Origin of the sequence: Vibrio sp. EJY3 (assembly GCF_000241385.1) — a bacterium.
Classification (GTDB): Bacteria; Pseudomonadota; Gammaproteobacteria; order Enterobacterales; family Vibrionaceae; genus Vibrio; species Vibrio natriegens.
Genome location: NC_016614.1, coordinates 1,294,445 through 1,313,188 on the forward strand (window position 1 = coordinate 1,294,445; position 18,744 = coordinate 1,313,188).

Consider the following 18,744-nt stretch of genomic DNA (forward strand, 5'->3'; position numbering starts at 1 on the left):
ATACCGTTTTCTATTGGTATGCTGGGAAATCACGGCATAGTGACTGCACTTTGCTTCCTACGACTTCAATCGTGCTTGCCAGCGCTTGCGGGTCATCAAGGACATCAAGAATGTCTGAGATCCAACCTGCTAGCATTTCACATTCCGCTTCACCGAAACCACGCGTTGTAATCACTGGCGTACCAATGCGCAGGCCTGAAGTAACGAATGGAGATTGTGGGTCGTCCGGTACAGCATTTTTGTTTACGGTGATACCCGCCATGCCAAGTGCTGCGTCTGCCGCTTTACCTGTCAGCTTCTGACGGATTAGGCTCAACAGGAATAAGTGGTTGTCTGTACCACCCGATACAACGTCGAAACCACGCTCGATAAATACTTTCGCCATTACCTGAGCATTAGCCACAACTTGTTTCTGGTATTCAGCGAATTCTGGCTCTAACGCCTCTTTAAACGCTACTGCTTTTGCCGCAATCACGTGCATTAGAGGGCCACCCTGACCACCAGGGAAAACAGCAGAGTTGATCTTTTTCTCTAGTTCAGCGTCGCGAGAAACAATCAAACCACCGCGTGGACCGCGTAGCGTTTTGTGTGTTGTGGTTGCTACAACATCCGCGAAAGGTACTGGGTTTGGATAAACACCAGCTGCAACTAATCCCGCTACGTGCGCCATATCAACGAATAGGTAAGCGCCAACTTTGTCCGCGATATCGCGGAAACGTTGCCAGTCAACGACACGTGAGTATGCTGAGAAACCAGCAACGATCATTTTAGGCTTGTGCTCAAGAGCTAGTTGTTCAACTTGTTCGTAGTCGATTTCACCCGTTTCAGCGTTTAGACCGTATTGAACAGCGTTGTAAATTTTGCCTGAAAAGTTAACGTGCGAACCGTGAGTCAAGTGACCACCGTGAGCAAGGCTCATGCCTAGTACTGTGTCACCTGGTTCACAAAGAGCCATGTACACGGCAGCGTTTGCTTGTGACCCTGAGTGTGGTTGTACGTTCGCGTATTCCGCACCGAACAGTTGTTTTGCACGTTCAATCGCCAATACTTCTACTTCATCAACGAATTTACAGCCACCGTAGTATCTTTTTGCCGGGTAACCCTCAGCGTATTTATTGGTTAGTTTACTACCTTGAGCTTGCATCACTCGTGGGCTGGTGTAGTTTTCAGAAGCAATCAGCTCAATGTGGTCTTCTTGTCTCTGTTCTTCTTTTACAATCGCCGACCATAGTTCACTGTCGTACGCTTCGATGTTTTGAGTAGTGTTAAACATATCTTCTCCTTGATACTGGAATCTCGCTTCCCTGTTTAGGCATCAGGTTTGCCGCACGACATTGAATTCAAAATCGTTACAATGAAAACCTAATCGACAACTCAATAGTAATTAATTCGTAATATTGCGCTTGCGTAAATACGACAAAATCTGCGGATTTGCGACATCATTTAATTTATTTTTAAATAAAAAAAGCAGAGCTTGCGCTCTGCCAAAATCCCGATAAAAATCAATGACTATTTGTATATACACCTCCTTGTCCACATTCCAAAATATCATTATTAATACATTTATTAACAATGATATTTAGAGCGCAGGGCTTCAGTCCTTAATTCAAATAAATGAGCGCAATAAATTTTATAAAATAAATTTATAACCACTTATTGTTTGAATTAAGCACTGAAATTAAGGTAATAATTTTCTGCTAATTGATTAGCATTCGATAACAACGTTTCCGTTAGGAACACTACAGCAAGAAAGAATGTAGCCGTCTGCGACATCTTCATCAGTGATACCACCGTTGTGGCTCATTTCAACATCTCCACTGACTTTCTTAACTTTACATGTACCGCAAATACCCATACCACAAGCTTTTGGAATAGTAAGCCCTGCTTTAGCTGCGGCAGCATGGACGGTTTCACCCGGCGCAACCTGAACTTGCTTGTCGCTTTCGGTAAACATGACTTCGATTAAATCGCTTTCAGTCAATAGTTCCGCTTCTTCTGCTGCAATTTCAGCATCTTGAACCGCTTGTTCTTCTACGCCTGCAGGAGCCTCACCAAATGCTTCTTCATGGTAGTGCTCCATGTTGAAACCTAGTTTGACAAGGATAGATTTTACCGCGCGCATGTATGGCGTTGGACCACAACAAAAAATCTCGCGTTCATGCAGATCAGGTGTGATCATTAATAGTTTGATGTCATCTAAATACCCACGGTATCCCGACCAGTTTTGTCCTGACTCCAAACGCTCACAAATCAGATGCAAGTGGAAATTGGAGATGCGAGATGACATAAATTCAAGCTCACGGTGGAAGATGATGTCGCGTGGCGTTCGAGCACTGTGCACGAAAGTCACATCAACGTCGCTATTGGTATCATAAATCCAGGGAGCCATAGACATGAGTGGCGTTACACCTACCCCACCAGATAGCAGAAGTACTTTCTCTGCCGGGAAGTCAATGCTATTGAATGCCCCAACTGGTCCATGAACTGCCAGTTCAGAACCTTCTTCCAGGTTGTCGTGGATCCAGTTAGACACAAATCCACCCGGAACACGTTTTACCGTGATCGAAAAACTGTAAGGGACTGAAGGCGAACTCGAAATGGTATAAGAGCGGAAGACTTGCTCACCTTCGATTTCAAGCTCAAGCGTGACAAATTGGCCAGGCTTAAAGAAAAACATGGTCGGCTGTTCAGCCATAAAACAAAAAGTTTTGGTGTCCCAAGTTTCTTGAATGGTTTTTACGCAACGAACTGCGTGACGACCGTTATCCCAAATTTGAGTTTCAACAGGTATAAAAGAGCCACTGGTGGCTAGAGAGTTCATTGGGGTATTCATATCCGGCTTCTCCGCAACGGTGTATTTGGTGGATTCCCTCCATGGGTTGTGCTTATTTTGGGTATTATTGACTATTCGAGTTATCCATTAACGACACGGAGTTATCCAAAACGGTCACGTAAGGGAAAATAGTTTATTGCGTGTCTCAAATAGGCTCACTCAATGTCGCATTTAGACCACTTCTTAACATGCCAATAATGGCAGGATATCTGCGAGCCAAACATTTACCCACTTTTAGTAAGGCTGTTGGCCAAAAACGCATGGAAGCCCCCTAGTAGGGCGTATCGTCCACATTTTCTAGAAGAAGATAGACAATGACACAAAACGATATTCTCAACATCAGTTACTCGAGCTTAGAAGTAGCACGAGCAGAAATGAAAAAAATGCTCGAAGAGCGTCGTATTAATTATTCACTACCACGTCCGTTATATAACGATCCACTTCTATTCAAAATTGATGTCGAAGAGATCTTTCAGAAGGAATGGTTATTCGTTGGCATGACGAGTGAAATACCGTCAAAAGGTGACTACTTTACGGTAGAGATCGCGCAAAGCCCTGTCCTTATCGTCCGTGACGCTGATGGACAAGTCAACGCGTTCCACAATACGTGTCGTCACCGCGGCTCTCGTATTTGCTTGGAACACAGAGGGAAAGTGGCCAACTTAGTTTGTCCTTATCACCAGTGGACATACGATACGAAAGGTAACTTGCTATTCGCTGGCACTGAGATGGGCGATGAGTTTGATATGCAGAAGCACAAACTTAAACCTGTTCACTGCAAAACGGCGGGTGGCTTTATCTTTATCTGCCTTGGTGAACAGCCACCAGAATCAGATTTTGATGAGTTCCTGGCGACACTTGAAGAATACATGGAACCGTACGACGTTGAGAACACCAAGCTTGCCGTTGAATCAAACATGTATGAAAAAGCGAACTGGAAACTTGTTCTAGAAAACAACCGTGAATGTTACCACTGCAGCGGTAGCCACCCAGAACTGCTAAACACACTTCTGGAGTGGGATGACACGAACGATCCACGTGCTCCAAAAGAATTCTTAGACTACTACGAGCGTATGGCTGCAGAGTGGGATGCAGAATCTATCCCGCACGAGCATAAAAAATATGGTCGCAGAAACCGCCTGGTACGTATGCCTTTGAAAGAAGGGACGTCTGTAATGACCATCGATGGTTCGGCTGGTTCGAAGAAAATGCTGGGTCGCATCAAGAATGATAAGTTAGGCTCTTTACGTATTTTGCACCTGCCTAACTCGTGGAACCACATGCAAAGTGATCACTTTATCGTATTCCGCGTTCTGCCAATCTCAGCGCAAGAATCGATGGTAACGACTAAGTGGTTTGTTCACAAAGATGCGATTGAAGGTGTGGATTACGACCCAGAAAACCTACGTCGTGTTTGGGACGCAACAAACGAACAAGACCGTCGACTTGGCGAAGAGAACCAACGTGGTATCAACTCGCTAAGTTACGAGCCAGGACCTTACTCGGAAACCTTTGAGTTTGGTGTTATTGATTTCATCAACTGGTACGCAGAACGAATCCAGGAAAAGTTGTAATCTACAATACTTGTCTATACCGTGCTCCATAACCCAAGCCCCATCTCACGATGGGGCTTTTTTATACTATTGCCTCTCCTGAACTGAATAAAAAGAGCTCAGAAATTTGAGCAACTTAAACCAGTTCTTTGATGATTTTCTCTAGTTTATCCAAGCCTTCGCTTAGTATTTCAGATTCGATGGTCAATGCTGGAAGTAGACGAATTACGTTCGCTTTTACGCCACAAGAAAGCAATATCACACCATTCTCTTGCGCCTTGCTAATGATTGCCTTAGTAAGATCTTGTAGTGGCTTGCCAGATTCTGGATCAGTGAACTCGATTGCCATCATCGCGCCAATCGTACGTACCTGACCGATTTGTGGAACCGTCTCTTGTAGCTTGGTCATACGTGCATTAACAACTTCACCAATACCGATCGCTTTTGCACACAACTGCTCTTCTTCAATGATCTTTAACACTTCCAGACCAGCAACACAGCCCATCGGAGAGCCTGCATAGGTACCACCAAGACCACCTGCTGGTGCTGAGTCCATAACGTCAGCTTTACCAACCACGGCTGAAATTGGGAAGCCACCAGCAATGCCTTTTGCCATGGTCACCATGTCTGGTTCGATACCCAAGTACTCAGTTGCAAACATTTTACCAGTACGTGCAAAGCCCGCTTGGATTTCATCTGCAATCAACATGATTCCATATTTATCACAGATATCACGTAAGCCTTGCGCGAAGGCAACTGGCGCTTGGTAGAATCCGCCTTCACCTTGTACTGGTTCGAAGATGATCGCCGCAACACGTGCTGCTTCGATATCACAAGCAAATAGGTCCTCAAGTGCTTGCAAGCTCTGTTCTACAGATACACCGTGGAACTCGTTCGGGTACGGTGCATGGAAGACTTCACCAGGGAACGGACCAAAACTCGCTTTGTACGGCGCAACTTTACCCGTTAGTGCCATCGTCAGGTTAGTACGACCATGGAAAGCACCTTTAAATGCAATCACGCCGCTACGACCAGTGTGTGCACGAGCCACTTTTACCGCGTTTTCCACGGCTTCTGCGCCTGTAGTCAGGAAAATCGCTTTCTTTTCTGAGTCGCCCGGTGCGATTTGAGTTAACTTCTCTGCCAACTCAACAAACGATTCATAAGGTGTCACCAAAGCGCAGGTATGAGAAAAGTTATCTAACTGTGCTTTTACTGCCTCAGTAATACGCTTGTTGGCGTGACCCGTATTGTTTACCGCAATACCCGCCGCAAAATCGATATATCTATTGCCTTCCACATCCCAGATTAGGGCGTTTTCAGCTTTGGCAACATACAGTGGGTAAAGTGCACCCATACCGTTAGAAAATACCTGATTTCTTCTCTCGTGTAGTTGTTGGTTAGTCATTTTTGTATTCCTTGAGTTGTACATATACCTCCGCCAGGAATGATTCCCTTTGGCGACTTTAGTTTCTATTTATTGTTGTATGCGTTAGCTAAACGCGAAGAATCGTTAAGTAGGATCGCCTTTCACCACAAACACCGAACAGTGAGAATGGCGAACTATCTTTGCGGCATTAGAACCTAAGCAATATGAGCGAAAATTCGGATTTGCGGATGCCATAACAATGGCATCCACTTGAGAATATTTGGCTTGCAGCAACACTTCATCAAACACCACACCATTACGAACAATCGCTTTGCCACGATGTTGTTTTGGCACGTAGGTTTCTAACATCGTCTGTACACAATCAAAGGCACTTTGATGTTGAGCTGAAAAAGCACTTCCAGATGCAGTCGGTACCATACTGTGATGCACCCGTGCCTCATCGACATACAACATGTCGATGACACCTTGTTCGTCTATCAGCTTAAGCGCCATGTCGACCTCTTTTTTCACTACATCAGGATACGAAAGGTCAACTGGCATTAGAATTCGCTTGAGGCTCATATTAATTTACTCCCATCACTGTGTTTGGTAACCACATCACCACTTCAGGGAACATCATGCACAGAATCAATACGCACAGCTTTAGAGCGATAAACGGAAGAATCGAGCGATAGATGTCCATCATACTGACGCCAGGAGGTGAAATTCCTTTCAGATAAAACAGCGCGAAACCATAAGGCGGCGTTTGCACTGCGATTTCAATGTTTAGGATCATCAAAATACCGAACCAGATCGGGTCATAATCCAGAGACACGACGATAGGCGTAAACAACGGCGCGCACATCAAAACGATGATCAATTCATCAATAATGAAGCCAAGCAGTAACATGATCACCTGCATTAAGATAATCACGCCCCAAGGCGGTAAGCCCAGATCCTCAGTGATTTGCGCCACCATATTTTGCACGCCACTTAACATGTGGAAGTTACTAAATAGTGACGCGCCTAAAATGATCCACATCGACACGCTGACCAGCATCGCAGTTTCAAACCCTGATGATTTGAACATCTCGAAACGGAATCGTTTAAAAACAATAGCAAGTATGATCGCGCCAACAACCCCGATCGCACCCGACTCTGTTGGCGTAGCAATACCAGTAATAATGCTGCCCAATACCGCCACGATCAGTAACAGAGAAAAAAGACCATCACGTGCCGTCGTGAATTTCTCTTTACCCGTCATTTTGCTTTCACTGCCCGTGCCTAGCGGTGCTTTTTTCGGATTAAGCTTGCAGCTAATGATCACGTAAGACATCAGCAAAACGATAGAGATAAGAGCTGGAATGATTGCTGCTAAGAACATACGACCGACCGAGTTTTGGGTCGTCGCTGCGTACATAATCATCGGTATGCTTGGTGGGATCAAAATTCCCAATCCACCACCAGCCATGATGACACCAAGAGCCAGCCTTTTATCATAGCCACGCTCGAGCATTGGTTTTAACGCAATGCTACCTGACGTCATGATCCCTGCCCCGATAATGCCGACCATAGCGCCAATCATGGAACACACCCCGATCACACTGACCGCAAGTGAGCCGCGAATACGCCCAATAACCATTTGACTGGCGTTAAACATCGCGTCGCCAATTCCGGAACGGGTCAGCAATTGTCCCATATAGATATACAGAGGAATGGCCAGCAGAATAAAACTAAAAAAGTTGCTCTCAATGGTTGTTGGAACCAGGTTGAAGATGCCTTCACCCCAAGTAAGGTAACCTATCCCCATCGCAATTCCGCCCAAAGCAAGGCCGACTGGGGCACCTAGAGCAAAGGTAAATAGAATACAACCGACCAATAACAGCGTAAGAACTTCAATACTCATATGCCCTCCGCTGAGTCTACTAGTGTCTCTTTTTGTTCACGTTCTTCAGGAACTTGTTCGATAAGCGCTTTACCTGTTACCAGGTAGTAAAGGTCTTGAATAATGTCGCTGGTAAACTGCACGATAAACGCCCCACAAGCGACAATCATCATCACCCAGAAATGTGCCATAGAAGGCGCCCACTCAGACTGGCGACGATAATTAAACTCGATAGCTTCTTCAAATTTGCCCAGTGCCATCATTAAAACCACACAGAGAAAGAATATGGCCAATGAATAAGACACAAGGTTAAATAACGAACGGACACGCTTAGATACCGACAGGTACAGCACATCCACATTAATATGAGCTTTATTTTGTTGAGCCAGTGCCCCACCCAACGCCGCTATATACCCGAATAAGAAAAGTGAAACGTCATACGCCCAAATAGTTGGACTGCCGAGCACATAACGAGAAAAGACTTCGAAGGCAACGGTAGCAGCGAGAACAGGCATTAAGATGGAGGCAGAAAGGCCAATCCAATAAATTATCTGATTAATTCCGCGACAGTAGATTTTTAATACTCTAATCAACATAGACATCACCTATAACAATGTGAAAGAGATAGGGGGAAGGTATTTCCCCCTTGAGTGCTGATTCAACCGGAGAGATTCCCCCAGCGAAATCATCTAAAGTGCGTTATTGGGTGTCTTGAACGATCTTAATTAGGCGCTGGCTGTACTTGTCAGAATCTGCATATTCTTTCCAAAGTGAACCTGCACTTTCGTTCCATTTCGCTTTGTCTTGCTCGCTCGGCTCAGGGCTCCACTTCATGCCTTTCGCTTCCATTTCTGCGATAGCTTGTGATTCCCAAAGACGAGATTTAGTCATCTGCTCACGGGCATGAACCGCACTTGCCGCTCGAACAATCGCTTTCAAATCATCCGATAGTTTGTTCCATGCACCCTTGTTAACCACAATCGGTAAAGTTTGCGCGCCAGCAATTGGTAGGCGGTACATGTACTTCGCTACTTCAACGTGGTTACCGTCACGGTGGTCAATAATATTACTGCCGATCGAGCCATCAATAACGCCCGTGGCTAAACTGGTGTAAATTTCGCTGTAAGAGAGTGACGCAGGCGATGCGCCCAAATTGCGTAAGAATTTGCCGTATGCACCAGGAGCACGAATCTTCAGACCTTGGAAATCTTCAATAGAATTGATTGGTTCTTTCGTTAGGACATAAACGGGTAGCTGGATGTAAGGTTCAAGCCAAACTAGGTTTTGCTTGTCATATGCTTCTTCCAGGACTTCTCCCCAGCCTTTTTCATGAAACAGCGCGCTAAGTTCACCAACATCATCGGTCATACCTGGCAAACCAACTTCCACAACACCCGCTGGGAATTCACCTGCATGCATTGGCTGGAAAGGAGCACCCATTGTTATCAAGCCTGATTTTACTGAGCCAAGAACACCCGTTTGCCCTACACCTTCACCTGAGTACATGACCTGAACAGAAATACGACCGTTTGACATCGCTTCAATGTTATCAGCAAAGTCTTTGTACACTTCACCGTATGCCGTACCACGTGGGTATAGGTTTACAAAACGCCAATTATGTTCAGCTGAAAAAGCTTGAGGAACCGTGAATAAAGTGCTTGAAATTGCAAGAGAACAAGCAGCAACAATCTTTGCCAGGCTTCCTTTGTTCAGCTTTCCTAAGTTTTTAAACATAAACTTTCTCCTTGGATTATTTTTTGCTCTGACGCAGCCAGAAACAATGAGAAGTGACTCGTCACTCCTTGTTACAGTCACGTTAAGCATTGTTACGTTTTAATCACATTCGTTAAATTCATATTTTTTCACCTAAAGTTTTACAGCCATCAAACCAATGAGATGGGATAACGACCTCACGGCGAATTACCTGTTTTTAAAACAAAAAAAAGCAGCACTCGAAGTGCTGCAAAATATTTTTATCAAATATATGGAAAAGAACTGCTTAGGGTAAATCATTTAAAATAAAGACTGAGTGTTTCTCACATTGAGTGGAGGACTCGTTAAATTCCGTGACATAGGTATTTGATTTCCAAATAGTCTTCAATGCCATATTTAGAACCTTCACGCCCACATCCCGACTCCTTCACACCACCAAATGGCGCAACTTCCGTCGAAATAATGCCTTCGTTGATACCAAGAATCCCATACTCAAGCGCTTCACTCATGCGCCATACGCGGCGGTGATCTCGTGTATAGAAATAAGCTGCTAAGCCATATGGCGTGTCGTTGGCACGACGAATCACATCCTGTTCGTCATTAAATCGGAAGATGGTTGAAATCGGACCAAACAGCTCCTGATGAGCAATATCCATCGCTTCAGTCACTTCGGTTAGAATGGTTGGCTGATAAAACTGCTGACCGTTCTCCAGCCCCTGGCCACCTAACGCTAACGTTGCGCCTTGCTCTATTGCTGTTTCTACCAAACTCGATACTTTTTCAAACGCTTTTTGATTGATTAGCGGACCGATCTCAGTACCTTCGACTAAACCATCACCTATCTTGAGTGCTTTCACTGCTGAAGTGAATCTATCCATGAACTCATCGTACACAGCATCATGGATGTAGAATCGGTTGGTACAGACACAGGTTTGCCCTGCATTACGGTATTTAGAAATCACGGCACCCAAAACCGCTTTATCAATATCTGCATCATCAAAAACTATAAATGGCGCGTTGCCTCCGAGTTCTAAAGACACTTTTTTGACCGTATCAGCGGCTTGGCGAAGAATCAGCTTTCCAACAGCCGTTGATCCTGTGAAAGAGATTTTGCTTACTAGAGGGTGGCAACACAGTACATCGCCGACTTCAGCAGGACGAGAAGTTGTCACAACGTTAACCACACCTTTTGGTATACCCGCTTGCTCGGCAAGTTTTACCATTGCTAACGCACATAGCGGTGTGTCTTCACCCGGCTTAATCACGACAGTACAACCCGCAGCCAGGGCTGGGCCAACTTTACGAGTGATCATTGCGACTGGAAAGTTCCATGGCGTAATCGCAGTAACGACACCAATAGGTTGCTTGATAGTCATGTAACGATTGTTTGGATTGCCTGACGGAATCACATCGCCGTACATTCTCTTCGCTTCTTCGGCAAACCATTCAATAAACGACGCGCCATAAAGCACTTCACCATAAGCCTCTTTATATGGCTTACCTTGCTCTGTCGTAAGTATCTTAGCGAGTTGCTCTGCGTTTTCGATAATTAAATCGAACCACTTTTTAAGTAATCCAGCACGGTGTTTCGCGGTGGTAGTGCGCCATTCTTTAAATGCTGAATGAGCGGCCATGATAGCGGCTTCCGATTCTTCCTTCCCCATATCAGGGACAGAAGTAATTAACGCACCTGTGGATGGGTTTATTACATCGACTTGCTTGCCATCGTGCGCTTCAACCCACTCCCCATTGATAAAACCACGGGATAAGATCAAATCTGTCATTAGTTCTATTCCTACTGTTATAAACATTAACAATGTCAAAGATATAAAAAGCCAAATCGCGCAAAATAGCGATGGAACTTAACCTAATGATAACAATCTATTGAGGCATATAAATATTCCTCGATAAACATAAAGTTTTACGAGCATAAAACAATGACCAGAAACGCCGTACCTATTGGTCACATTGGTGACTACGAAATAAAACAACTGAAAATTTTTAAAGTCGTCGCTGATTGCGGTGGTTTTTCCGCTGCAGAAACTGAGCTCAACGTGAGCCGCTCTACAATCAGTATTCACATATCTAATCTCGAATCTCGATTAAATCTCGTCTTATGTCGTCGTGGACGATCCGGGTTTGCTCTAACGGAAGAAGGCGCCGTAGTCTACGAGGCAACAGTAAAGTTACTGGGGGAGCTTGAGGACTTTCGTAACACCATTAACCATCTCGACATTCAACCGTCTGGCAGCTTAGAAGTGCTATTTAGCGATAACATAAGTTTGGATAATAGGGCGAAGATGCCTGAAGTGATCCGTAACTTCTCCAGCATCGCCAAAGAAGTTTACCTAACGGCCGAAGTGGCTCGCATGACGGAAATAGAACGCAAAGTGCTACAAGAAGAAGCCGATATCGGTTTTATCCCTTTTCACCGTGAGCTTGATGGCTTGGAATACGAACACATCTATACCGATATTTGTTACCTTTATGCCAGCAAAGATAACCCTCTTGCCAAACTGTCTGAGAAAGAGCTTTCTGAGGACATTATCAACGGCTTCCCTGTCGTTTACGCAGGATTAAAGCCACAGGAGCTCCTCCACTCTCCTTTATCTAAAATGAACTTAAAAGCCACGGCGTATAACTACGAATCTCGAATGGCGTTGATACTCTCGTCCAGATTTATTGGTTACTTGCCAGAAAACTACGCCAAGCCCTATGTCGATAATGGAGAACTTGTGCCGATCGCCCCAGATACAAGACACTATTATGTAGAAATAATGGCGATCACCAAAAAGACCCATTCAATCAATAAGGTGCGCTCATTGTTTATAAAAACCATGCGCGACTTTTACCGAAAGCAGAGTGCATAAGAAAAGTTATAATTAGCTTTGCCCCCTAACCAAAGCCTCTTCGAATGACGAGGTTTTTTCATTCCAAGACCCACAACACCAATATAAACAATCATGTAACCTTTAGAAACGGACTTATCCTGTCCGAGAGCACGCAATTGTTAACTGGGATAAAGCGGGCAATTAACACCCACATATGACTCAAGTTTTATATTTAATTTAAAATATGCAGTGCTTCGTAAAATCACCGGCTTCAGTAGCTGTCCAGTCTCCCTTAGGCTTTTCTTTCATTTCTGCACACCATTCTTTGCTTCCAACTTCAGGCGAGCAGCCTTGTATAGCCAAAACGCCCATCAATAAGCCAAATATACAAGAATAAGTTTTCATTAATTTTTTCATAATTTCGTCCAAGAAAATAACATTAGTCATTCACAGCATAATGAAATATTAAGTTGAGTGGGTCAATGGATAGTCGCTGACCGGTATATAGGGACACTTATGATGCAAACAAGAACAGTTGGTCATGGACGTTGATGTCGCGGATCGAGCTAAGCCGTTATTGGACCTTTATGAGTCAGTGATTTTGCTAATTTAGCTTTTGATTAATTATCAAAGATATGACAAAACCACTAATCAAGAGCTCTATCTTCCTTATTTATCAAAGCTATGTTAGGTGTGTTTTATTCAGCCGTTCAATAAGAAAAATGCCAGTCAGCATAACTGACTGGCATTACTCATATGAGCCTTTAACTCAGATTAAGGACATAGCAATCCATTGTTGTAATCATCCAGTTTACTTGCTAAGTCATTGGCTTGGGTCTTAAGCTGACGTTTACCTTTCTTAAGCACATCTCCTTTACCTTCAAATTGAATGTATTCGAGTAATCCATCAGCTTCTGCTATTGCATTGGTAGCGGCAGCACAAGTACCAGCACCAACAGCTACATTCGCTTTAGCAGCGAGAAGCTGTGCAGCTAAACCATAAGCAGGATCACCCGCACGTTTTTTCCCACTGTCGATATCTCGTTTATCCAACAAGCTACGGCCAACGTCACAAGTACTCACCACTAGGCTACCAATAGTGAGTGGTAGTGCATCTTCTAACAAGAAGAAGCCATTATCTGCAGCCTTGAACTGCTGTCTCCCGCCACTACAGGTGTTCCAGTTTTTCCAATAACCGATAGTACGTTGATCACCTCCTGGTGGTGAGATGTTATTGACTTCAAACGATAGAGTCTGACCTGGCTCAACAACAAATTTCACACACAAGGTGGAGTTATCAGCTTCTCCCGTTGCAACATAGTTAGGGTTAAACACAGGGCTGTAGTTTTCACCTGAGAGGAGATCAGGATCGGCATTGTCTAGTACCTCAGGAATGGTTACACCACCCAAAGTCCAAACCGTTGTCCAAGAAACAGGGATATCGACTTCACAGAGACGATAAGTTTCACCAGGAATCAACTTGGCATTATTAAAGTCAAGCAAGGTATCGGCTGGGCCAGATTGAGGGATCGTTTGGTCGCTAGCATTGACCTCAGGGCCGCTTAAGGTGAATACCCAATTTATACTGGTATTGGCAACACCGTCGGTTAATTTGTTGACCATCGCCATACCGCGTTTGGTATTGGTAAAGGTACATTCAACCGTTTCACCTGCATCTAAGTTAATGGTTGCTGTGAGGTTGGCGACATCGACACCAGAGTCAAGCACGTTGTAGCCTTCTTGGGTTGCATCGTCGGTACATACCAGCGCACTGAGATCATAATCGGGATTAGGATCGGTTTCAGCGACAGTGTATTCACCAGGAGCAATATTCAAGAAGGTTTTGGTACCATCATCCATGAGTTCGAAGGTATTAGGTTCAGAGATATCATCAGTAAAGGCAAAGGCTGTGGCTGTATCGCCATCAGGTAGGGTTTCTTTATTAATGATCACTGTTCCTAGTTTTCGGTTAGTAAATTCACATTTTTTCACTAAGCCGTAATCGGCAGGATAGTTGATAGTAAACTCACAATCACCGACGGCACTCACTTGTGTCCAGCCCTCTTTAAGGGTTTCCGTGATGGTATAAGTGCCCTCTTGCAACAAGAAGTCTGCTAGATCTATCTGGAAGCGTTCAAACCCAATAGCATCGTTATCGTTGGTTACGAGAGGTAGCCCTTCATCAGGTAAGCCTGGACCTTGTAAAGTCATCGTCCAGTCATCTTCCAAACCAGCAGGCTCCGTTACCTTATTAACCTCTGCAACAGCCCCAAGAGGTACAGACGTACGTGCAATGAAGACTACGCCTTTACTACAATCATCCAAGGTTGAGTCAGGACCTAGAGTAAGATCTATCGTGGTCGTTGCATCAAGCTCAGGAGTAGTTGGATCAAAGTCTGCTTGGAAGATATTAGGATCACAGGGACCGACAGTGACAGCGTATTTGTCGGGAAGGATATTTTCAAAGGTTTTATCTATCTCTAATTGACCCTCTTTAAAAGTGTAATCTGTGTCTAACACCACCTCATTGCTGCTGTTTTTCACCACAACCTGACAGGTGACCTCCTCGTTGCCTTGTAAAATATCATCTTGGAAGGTGCCTTTAATGCTGTAATCCACTAAAGCACCAGATGTAATTTCAATGTTAAGTGGACCTGAAGTAGGCGAACTTACGCTAAAGCCATCACTTGCAACTAAGAGTGCTTGATCCGACAAAGTACCACTGGTCACGATAGGTCTTTGGGTAACAGAAACCGTTTTGTTAATAGTGACAAAACATTCACCCGCTGTAGTACAGGTTGCTTGCTCCTCTGGCTGAGTACCAGATGTCCACAGTAGGTTAGGTGACATTTTGTTTAGCAGAGTATTAAAGGTGTACTCGAGTCCGTCAACGGTGAAATTACCTGTTGCACTGCCACTTGCCGTACTGCCAGCACTGTACTGCAAATAATTACCTGTGATGTATTCTTCATCGGTGACGACGGCCGTAGTATTGGTCGAAGCCCCTGGCTGAATGCCCAAACCATCGGTAGTAAGATCAAACTCCGCGACTGTTTCTCCAGGCACAGGAATACCTGTTGCTTGGTCGGTATAGGTGGCAGTGGCAATATCCATTAACTCTGTGACATCAGGCTCAGCTATATACATATGCACTGTTAGTGGCAGCATGGTATTGGCAGGCACAGTGACGGTATCAAAGTTTTTGGTATCTAGATCGATTAATCCACCGCCAAGGTTACCGCGTATAATATCGGTGACATCAACATCGATAGGACGACTGGCTGGGTTAGTTAAGGTGATGTTGGTTTTCACCGTTACCTTGCCAGAGACCCCCTCAAGAATTTGCCATTTTAGGGTGATGGCCACATCCTCAGATGCAGGATTCTCGACATCACAAGTATCGCCGAGGTTGATACTGGCCTTGTTTGATTCCTTGGTAAGGTTCCAAGTAAAGTCGGTATCTTGCCTAGCATCCATATCTTTACTGATGTCTTGCGGCAGTATTTCTCTTACAGGAAGTGAGATAGTGCGAAGGCCACCTTGAAATACGCTCTGATCTGCAAGGTAGGATTGCAATGATGAGCCTGGATATTCGTTGGCACCCACCGCAAGGCGATAATAAAAGTTAATTTCACAAGAGGTATTTGGGCCTTGGGTGATTTCAAACTCCTGGAACAGGCTTTGATCTGCCCCATTAAGGTTTTCATTAGTGATGTCCCACGGTTGCAGTGGATCATTGAAGGCTGTAGATACCGTACAATCCCCGATGACAACAATATCATCAGCAGGAGAAAAGGCATCATATCCTAACTTACCTTGATCTATATTGTTCGCTGCAGCTCGAAGGTTATAAGTAATATTGCCATTACTGTTACCATTTCTGAGCGTGATTCTGTGGGGCACAAGGTCGAGTTCATTCCAGCCTTTACCTAAGTTACCTGTGGTATAGGCGTCATCAGGACAAATGAAGTTATCGTCGCCATTAGGCAAGACAATATCACCATTGTTACGACAGGCCTCATGAGTTAGATTGACGGTATTAGGTGGTTCGATAAAACCGAATGCGGGAAAAGAGAGAGAAAAAGCGGTCAACGCAGCGGCTACTAGCGTTCCACTCACCAATGTTCTCGGACTTGCTGCTGCGTCCGAAAGTTTAGTGTACGATTTCATAAAGTTACTCCTTGAATTTCATCTTTGAGCAAACTTTTATGTCGGCTATTGATTAAATGTTCCATCATCTACCTTCTTTTTCATTGAAAGTTGATAAAAGGGCTATGTGAGTATTCACTGATGCCAACACTGGATCCGGCATTATTGAACACACTAAACTTTTTTGCCCCCGTCCCAAGACAGCTTCATCCAGAGTTGTTAGAACATCGTTTAAGACTGGAACTCGCTGTCAGTTGCATACACGAAAGCAATAAATAAACCAAAACCTATCTGTCTGATATGTAAATAAAATATTTTTTAAGCGGTTTGTTTCATATTGCCATGGTGAACAGTTTGTTAGCCTGGTGTTATGCGATATTCGTCGGAGTTGAAAATATACATTTAACTTCAATAGGTTGGGATAGAGTTAACGCATTGCATTTTGTAGATGTACTACGTGTACAGGTGAACACTTGGTTTACAGTTTTGCGTGCCATTTTTTAAGGCAAGAGCGCAGAGGTGTTAGATCAACACGTATTTGATGAGGAAGTATTAAAAATGAGAATTAAGCTTGTGGCTAGTGTTTGTTGATTGTCCAAAATGTTTTCCCTACATGCCAAGAAACAAACGGTACTGGCGGCATGAAGGTGACAATGTCGATATCGCAGCAGACACGGTAGGTTTTGTGCCCCAAACAATAATGCTGTTTAAACCTCCAATCCCCAATGGCTGGTTGCCCAAATGTCACTACGCGTTTAATTCTTTTTGGATACTTTCACTCAATATAGTAGGCGAATACACTGCCGATCGCGCCTCCAGAGGAGTGACCAGTAATCGCAATTCGCTTACCTAGACCATCCACGCTGTCTTGAACATCCGCTGAAACACGTTTCTGGACAAAAACGCATTAGCGAAAATCATCATTTAGTGTGATCACAACACTTGATAATCACAGGCTTGATCCCGATTCATTTTGTATCAATAGTAATTATTTTTTGAGGGTCAAAACCAGAAACTAACTCATGTTCAACGTATCCACGTTGATTTGTATGGAAGTTTATGCCGAAGTCTATTTGTTCATTGCAATCATGATTGTGCCCGTAACACCAAACTGCAATTTTATTCGCAATACTTTCAAACTCATCACAGTGTGACGCAAAAGCAGGGGCAAGTGGGCTTCCGAGGTATTCAACCTGAATCAGACTTCTTGATGGAAGATGGTGGGTAACAATTACGTTTTTTTGCTCTGGCGACTGCTTTACAGAATGATAGAGCCATCGTCTCGATTCACGGTGGAGGCTTTGGCTATCTTGGGGAGTAAAAACATTTCCATGATAAAGAATTTGCTTAAAGTCATTCATTCGACCTTCTGCTATCTTCATTGAAACATCGGTGCTGCCATCGAGACAAAAATCTGTCCATAACGTGCATCCATGAAAACGAACGCCTTCGATAACGATACTGTCATTTTCTAATAAATGGACATTCTCATATTGGTTCGCTTTAACGCGACATTGACCTATCAGTGAATCTAGAGAAGCTCCATAGGCTTCGTGGTTGCCCAGAACATAAATCACGGGCACATCAAATTGCGAAGCCCAATCGATACCCTGAGTCCCTATGTGAATATCGCCGCTCAGTACTATCACATCGGCATCAGATTGAGGTACTTCCATTGAACCGAATTCCAGGTGGAGATCCGAAAGGTGACAGATTTTCAATATACTTCCCCCCGCTAAAAGCCTTTAGGATAATAATAAACACAGGCAAGAATGGGTCAATGAGAACAGAGACCGAGTATCTAAAATCAATTTAATGCGTACTTAAACACATTCGAAAACAAACTCGCATTATGCCTTATCTGTATCCATCATTCCGATTTTGCATCAGCTCCATGCTCGGAAAGCTGAGCACCAAACCATCTATGAATTGCGGTGATCATACTTAACTCTTTAGTTTCAAAGGTGATCTGTGCGCCTTCAGGAAGTTCTGAATATGACACGTTAACTTTTGAGGGATTAGCGCTAAGTTTCGCAATTCCAGGCATGTCAGCGCCATGTAATTTTGTTGGGTCTGAATAATTTCCGTGTTTAAACATTTGCGCTTCGTGCTCTAAATGTTGCCGAATAAGTAAGATTTGTTCAGTTTCTTCTGTGTTCCTCGCCAAAACCTTCTGGACGCCACCTGAATCCGTCATTTTGAACACGTGAAGAGTTTTAGACATGTCGAAGGGCATTACCTGATGCGACATATGATGCACCTGCTCTTGCTTGGTTTGTGCGAAGGCTCCCAGGTGGACAAAGAGCAGCATGACCGCAGGGGTTACCGTAAGTAGTGTCACCTTATGTTTTGTAGAAATCATTTACGTCCCTCTTGAGTGAATTGACAGTCACTATCCGTTTCGACAGCAT

14 protein-coding genes and 1 pseudogene are annotated in these 18,744 nt (G+C 44.2%); 2 read left to right on the forward strand and 13 right to left on the reverse strand.

Annotated elements, in window-relative coordinates:
- Positions 1-10: 10 nt before the first annotated feature.
- Positions 11-1,273 (reverse strand): serine hydroxymethyltransferase, encoded by a 1,263-nt coding sequence (gene glyA / locus VEJY3_RS21640; RefSeq protein ID WP_014234563.1) that lies wholly within the window; start codon positions 1,271-1,273, stop codon positions 11-13.
- A gap of 432 nt (positions 1,274-1,705) precedes the next feature.
- On the reverse strand, positions 1,706-2,821 hold the full coding sequence (locus VEJY3_RS21645) for a hybrid-cluster NAD(P)-dependent oxidoreductase (RefSeq protein WP_014234564.1): 1,116 nt from the start codon (positions 2,819-2,821) through the stop codon (positions 1,706-1,708).
- Positions 2,822-3,147: 326 nt separating this feature from the next.
- On the opposite strand from VEJY3_RS21645, the gene VEJY3_RS21650 reads away from it, so the two are divergent.
- A complete protein-coding gene (locus VEJY3_RS21650) occupies positions 3,148-4,407 on the forward strand; it encodes an SRPBCC family protein (protein ID WP_014234565.1) in 1,260 nt (419 codons plus the stop codon).
- Between the two features lie 115 nt (positions 4,408-4,522).
- On the opposite strand, the gene gabT is transcribed toward VEJY3_RS21650, so the two are convergent.
- The 6 genes from gabT to VEJY3_RS21680 all read right to left on the reverse strand — a co-directional run bounded on the left by gabT (position 4,523) and on the right by VEJY3_RS21680 (position 11,137).
- Complete coding sequence (gabT, locus tag VEJY3_RS21655; RefSeq protein WP_014234566.1) at positions 4,523-5,794, reverse strand: 4-aminobutyrate--2-oxoglutarate transaminase; 1,272 nt, start codon at positions 5,792-5,794, stop codon at positions 4,523-4,525.
- A 105-nt stretch (positions 5,795-5,899) separates the two neighbouring features.
- Entirely contained in the window at positions 5,900-6,337 is a 438-nt protein-coding gene (locus tag VEJY3_RS21660) for a universal stress protein (RefSeq protein WP_014234567.1), read from the reverse strand.
- Between the two features lies 1 nt (position 6,338).
- Positions 6,339-7,661, reverse strand: coding sequence for a TRAP transporter large permease subunit (locus tag VEJY3_RS21665; protein ID WP_014234568.1), 1,323 nt, complete (start codon positions 7,659-7,661; stop codon positions 6,339-6,341).
- Positions 7,658-8,236 carry a TRAP transporter small permease subunit gene (locus VEJY3_RS21670; protein WP_014234569.1) on the reverse strand — a complete coding sequence of 193 codons (579 nt, stop codon included), beginning with the start codon at positions 8,234-8,236 and terminating at the stop codon, positions 7,658-7,660. The genes VEJY3_RS21665 and VEJY3_RS21670 overlap by 4 nt, the downstream gene beginning before the upstream one ends.
- 103 nt (positions 8,237-8,339) lie before the next feature.
- On the reverse strand, positions 8,340-9,374 hold the full coding sequence (locus tag VEJY3_RS21675) for a TRAP transporter substrate-binding protein (protein WP_014234570.1): 1,035 nt from the start codon (positions 9,372-9,374) through the stop codon (positions 8,340-8,342).
- Positions 9,375-9,697: 323 nt separating this feature from the next.
- Positions 9,698-11,137, reverse strand: coding sequence for an NAD-dependent succinate-semialdehyde dehydrogenase (locus VEJY3_RS21680; protein ID WP_014234571.1), 1,440 nt, complete (start codon positions 11,135-11,137; stop codon positions 9,698-9,700).
- A gap of 153 nt (positions 11,138-11,290) precedes the next feature.
- Between VEJY3_RS21680 and VEJY3_RS21685 the strand changes: the two genes are divergently transcribed.
- Positions 11,291-12,223, forward strand: a complete 933-nt coding sequence (locus tag VEJY3_RS21685; protein WP_014234572.1) for a LysR family transcriptional regulator — start codon at positions 11,291-11,293, stop codon at positions 12,221-12,223.
- A 198-nt stretch (positions 12,224-12,421) separates the two neighbouring features.
- On the opposite strand, the gene VEJY3_RS21690 is transcribed toward VEJY3_RS21685, so the two are convergent.
- The 5 genes and pseudogenes from VEJY3_RS21690 to VEJY3_RS21705 form a co-directional block, all read right to left on the reverse strand.
- Positions 12,422-12,589, reverse strand: coding sequence for a DUF3012 domain-containing protein (locus VEJY3_RS21690; protein ID WP_014234573.1), 168 nt, complete (start codon positions 12,587-12,589; stop codon positions 12,422-12,424).
- A gap of 369 nt (positions 12,590-12,958) precedes the next feature.
- Positions 12,959-16,354 carry a hypothetical protein gene (locus tag VEJY3_RS21695; protein WP_014234574.1) on the reverse strand — a complete coding sequence of 1,132 codons (3,396 nt, stop codon included), beginning with the start codon at positions 16,352-16,354 and terminating at the stop codon, positions 12,959-12,961.
- Between the two features lie 565 nt (positions 16,355-16,919).
- A pseudogene (locus VEJY3_RS25110) lies at positions 16,920-17,231 on the reverse strand (lipase); the annotation flags it as partial.
- A 70-nt stretch (positions 17,232-17,301) separates the two neighbouring features.
- The gene (locus tag VEJY3_RS21700; RefSeq protein WP_041170421.1) at positions 17,302-18,054 is read right to left on the reverse strand and encodes a metallophosphoesterase; all 753 of its coding nucleotides are present in this window, start codon (positions 18,052-18,054) and stop codon (positions 17,302-17,304) included.
- 149 nt (positions 18,055-18,203) lie between these two features.
- Positions 18,204-18,695, reverse strand: a complete 492-nt coding sequence (locus VEJY3_RS21705) for a hypothetical protein (RefSeq protein ID WP_014234577.1) — start codon at positions 18,693-18,695, stop codon at positions 18,204-18,206.
- Between the last annotated feature and the right edge of the window lie 49 nt (positions 18,696-18,744).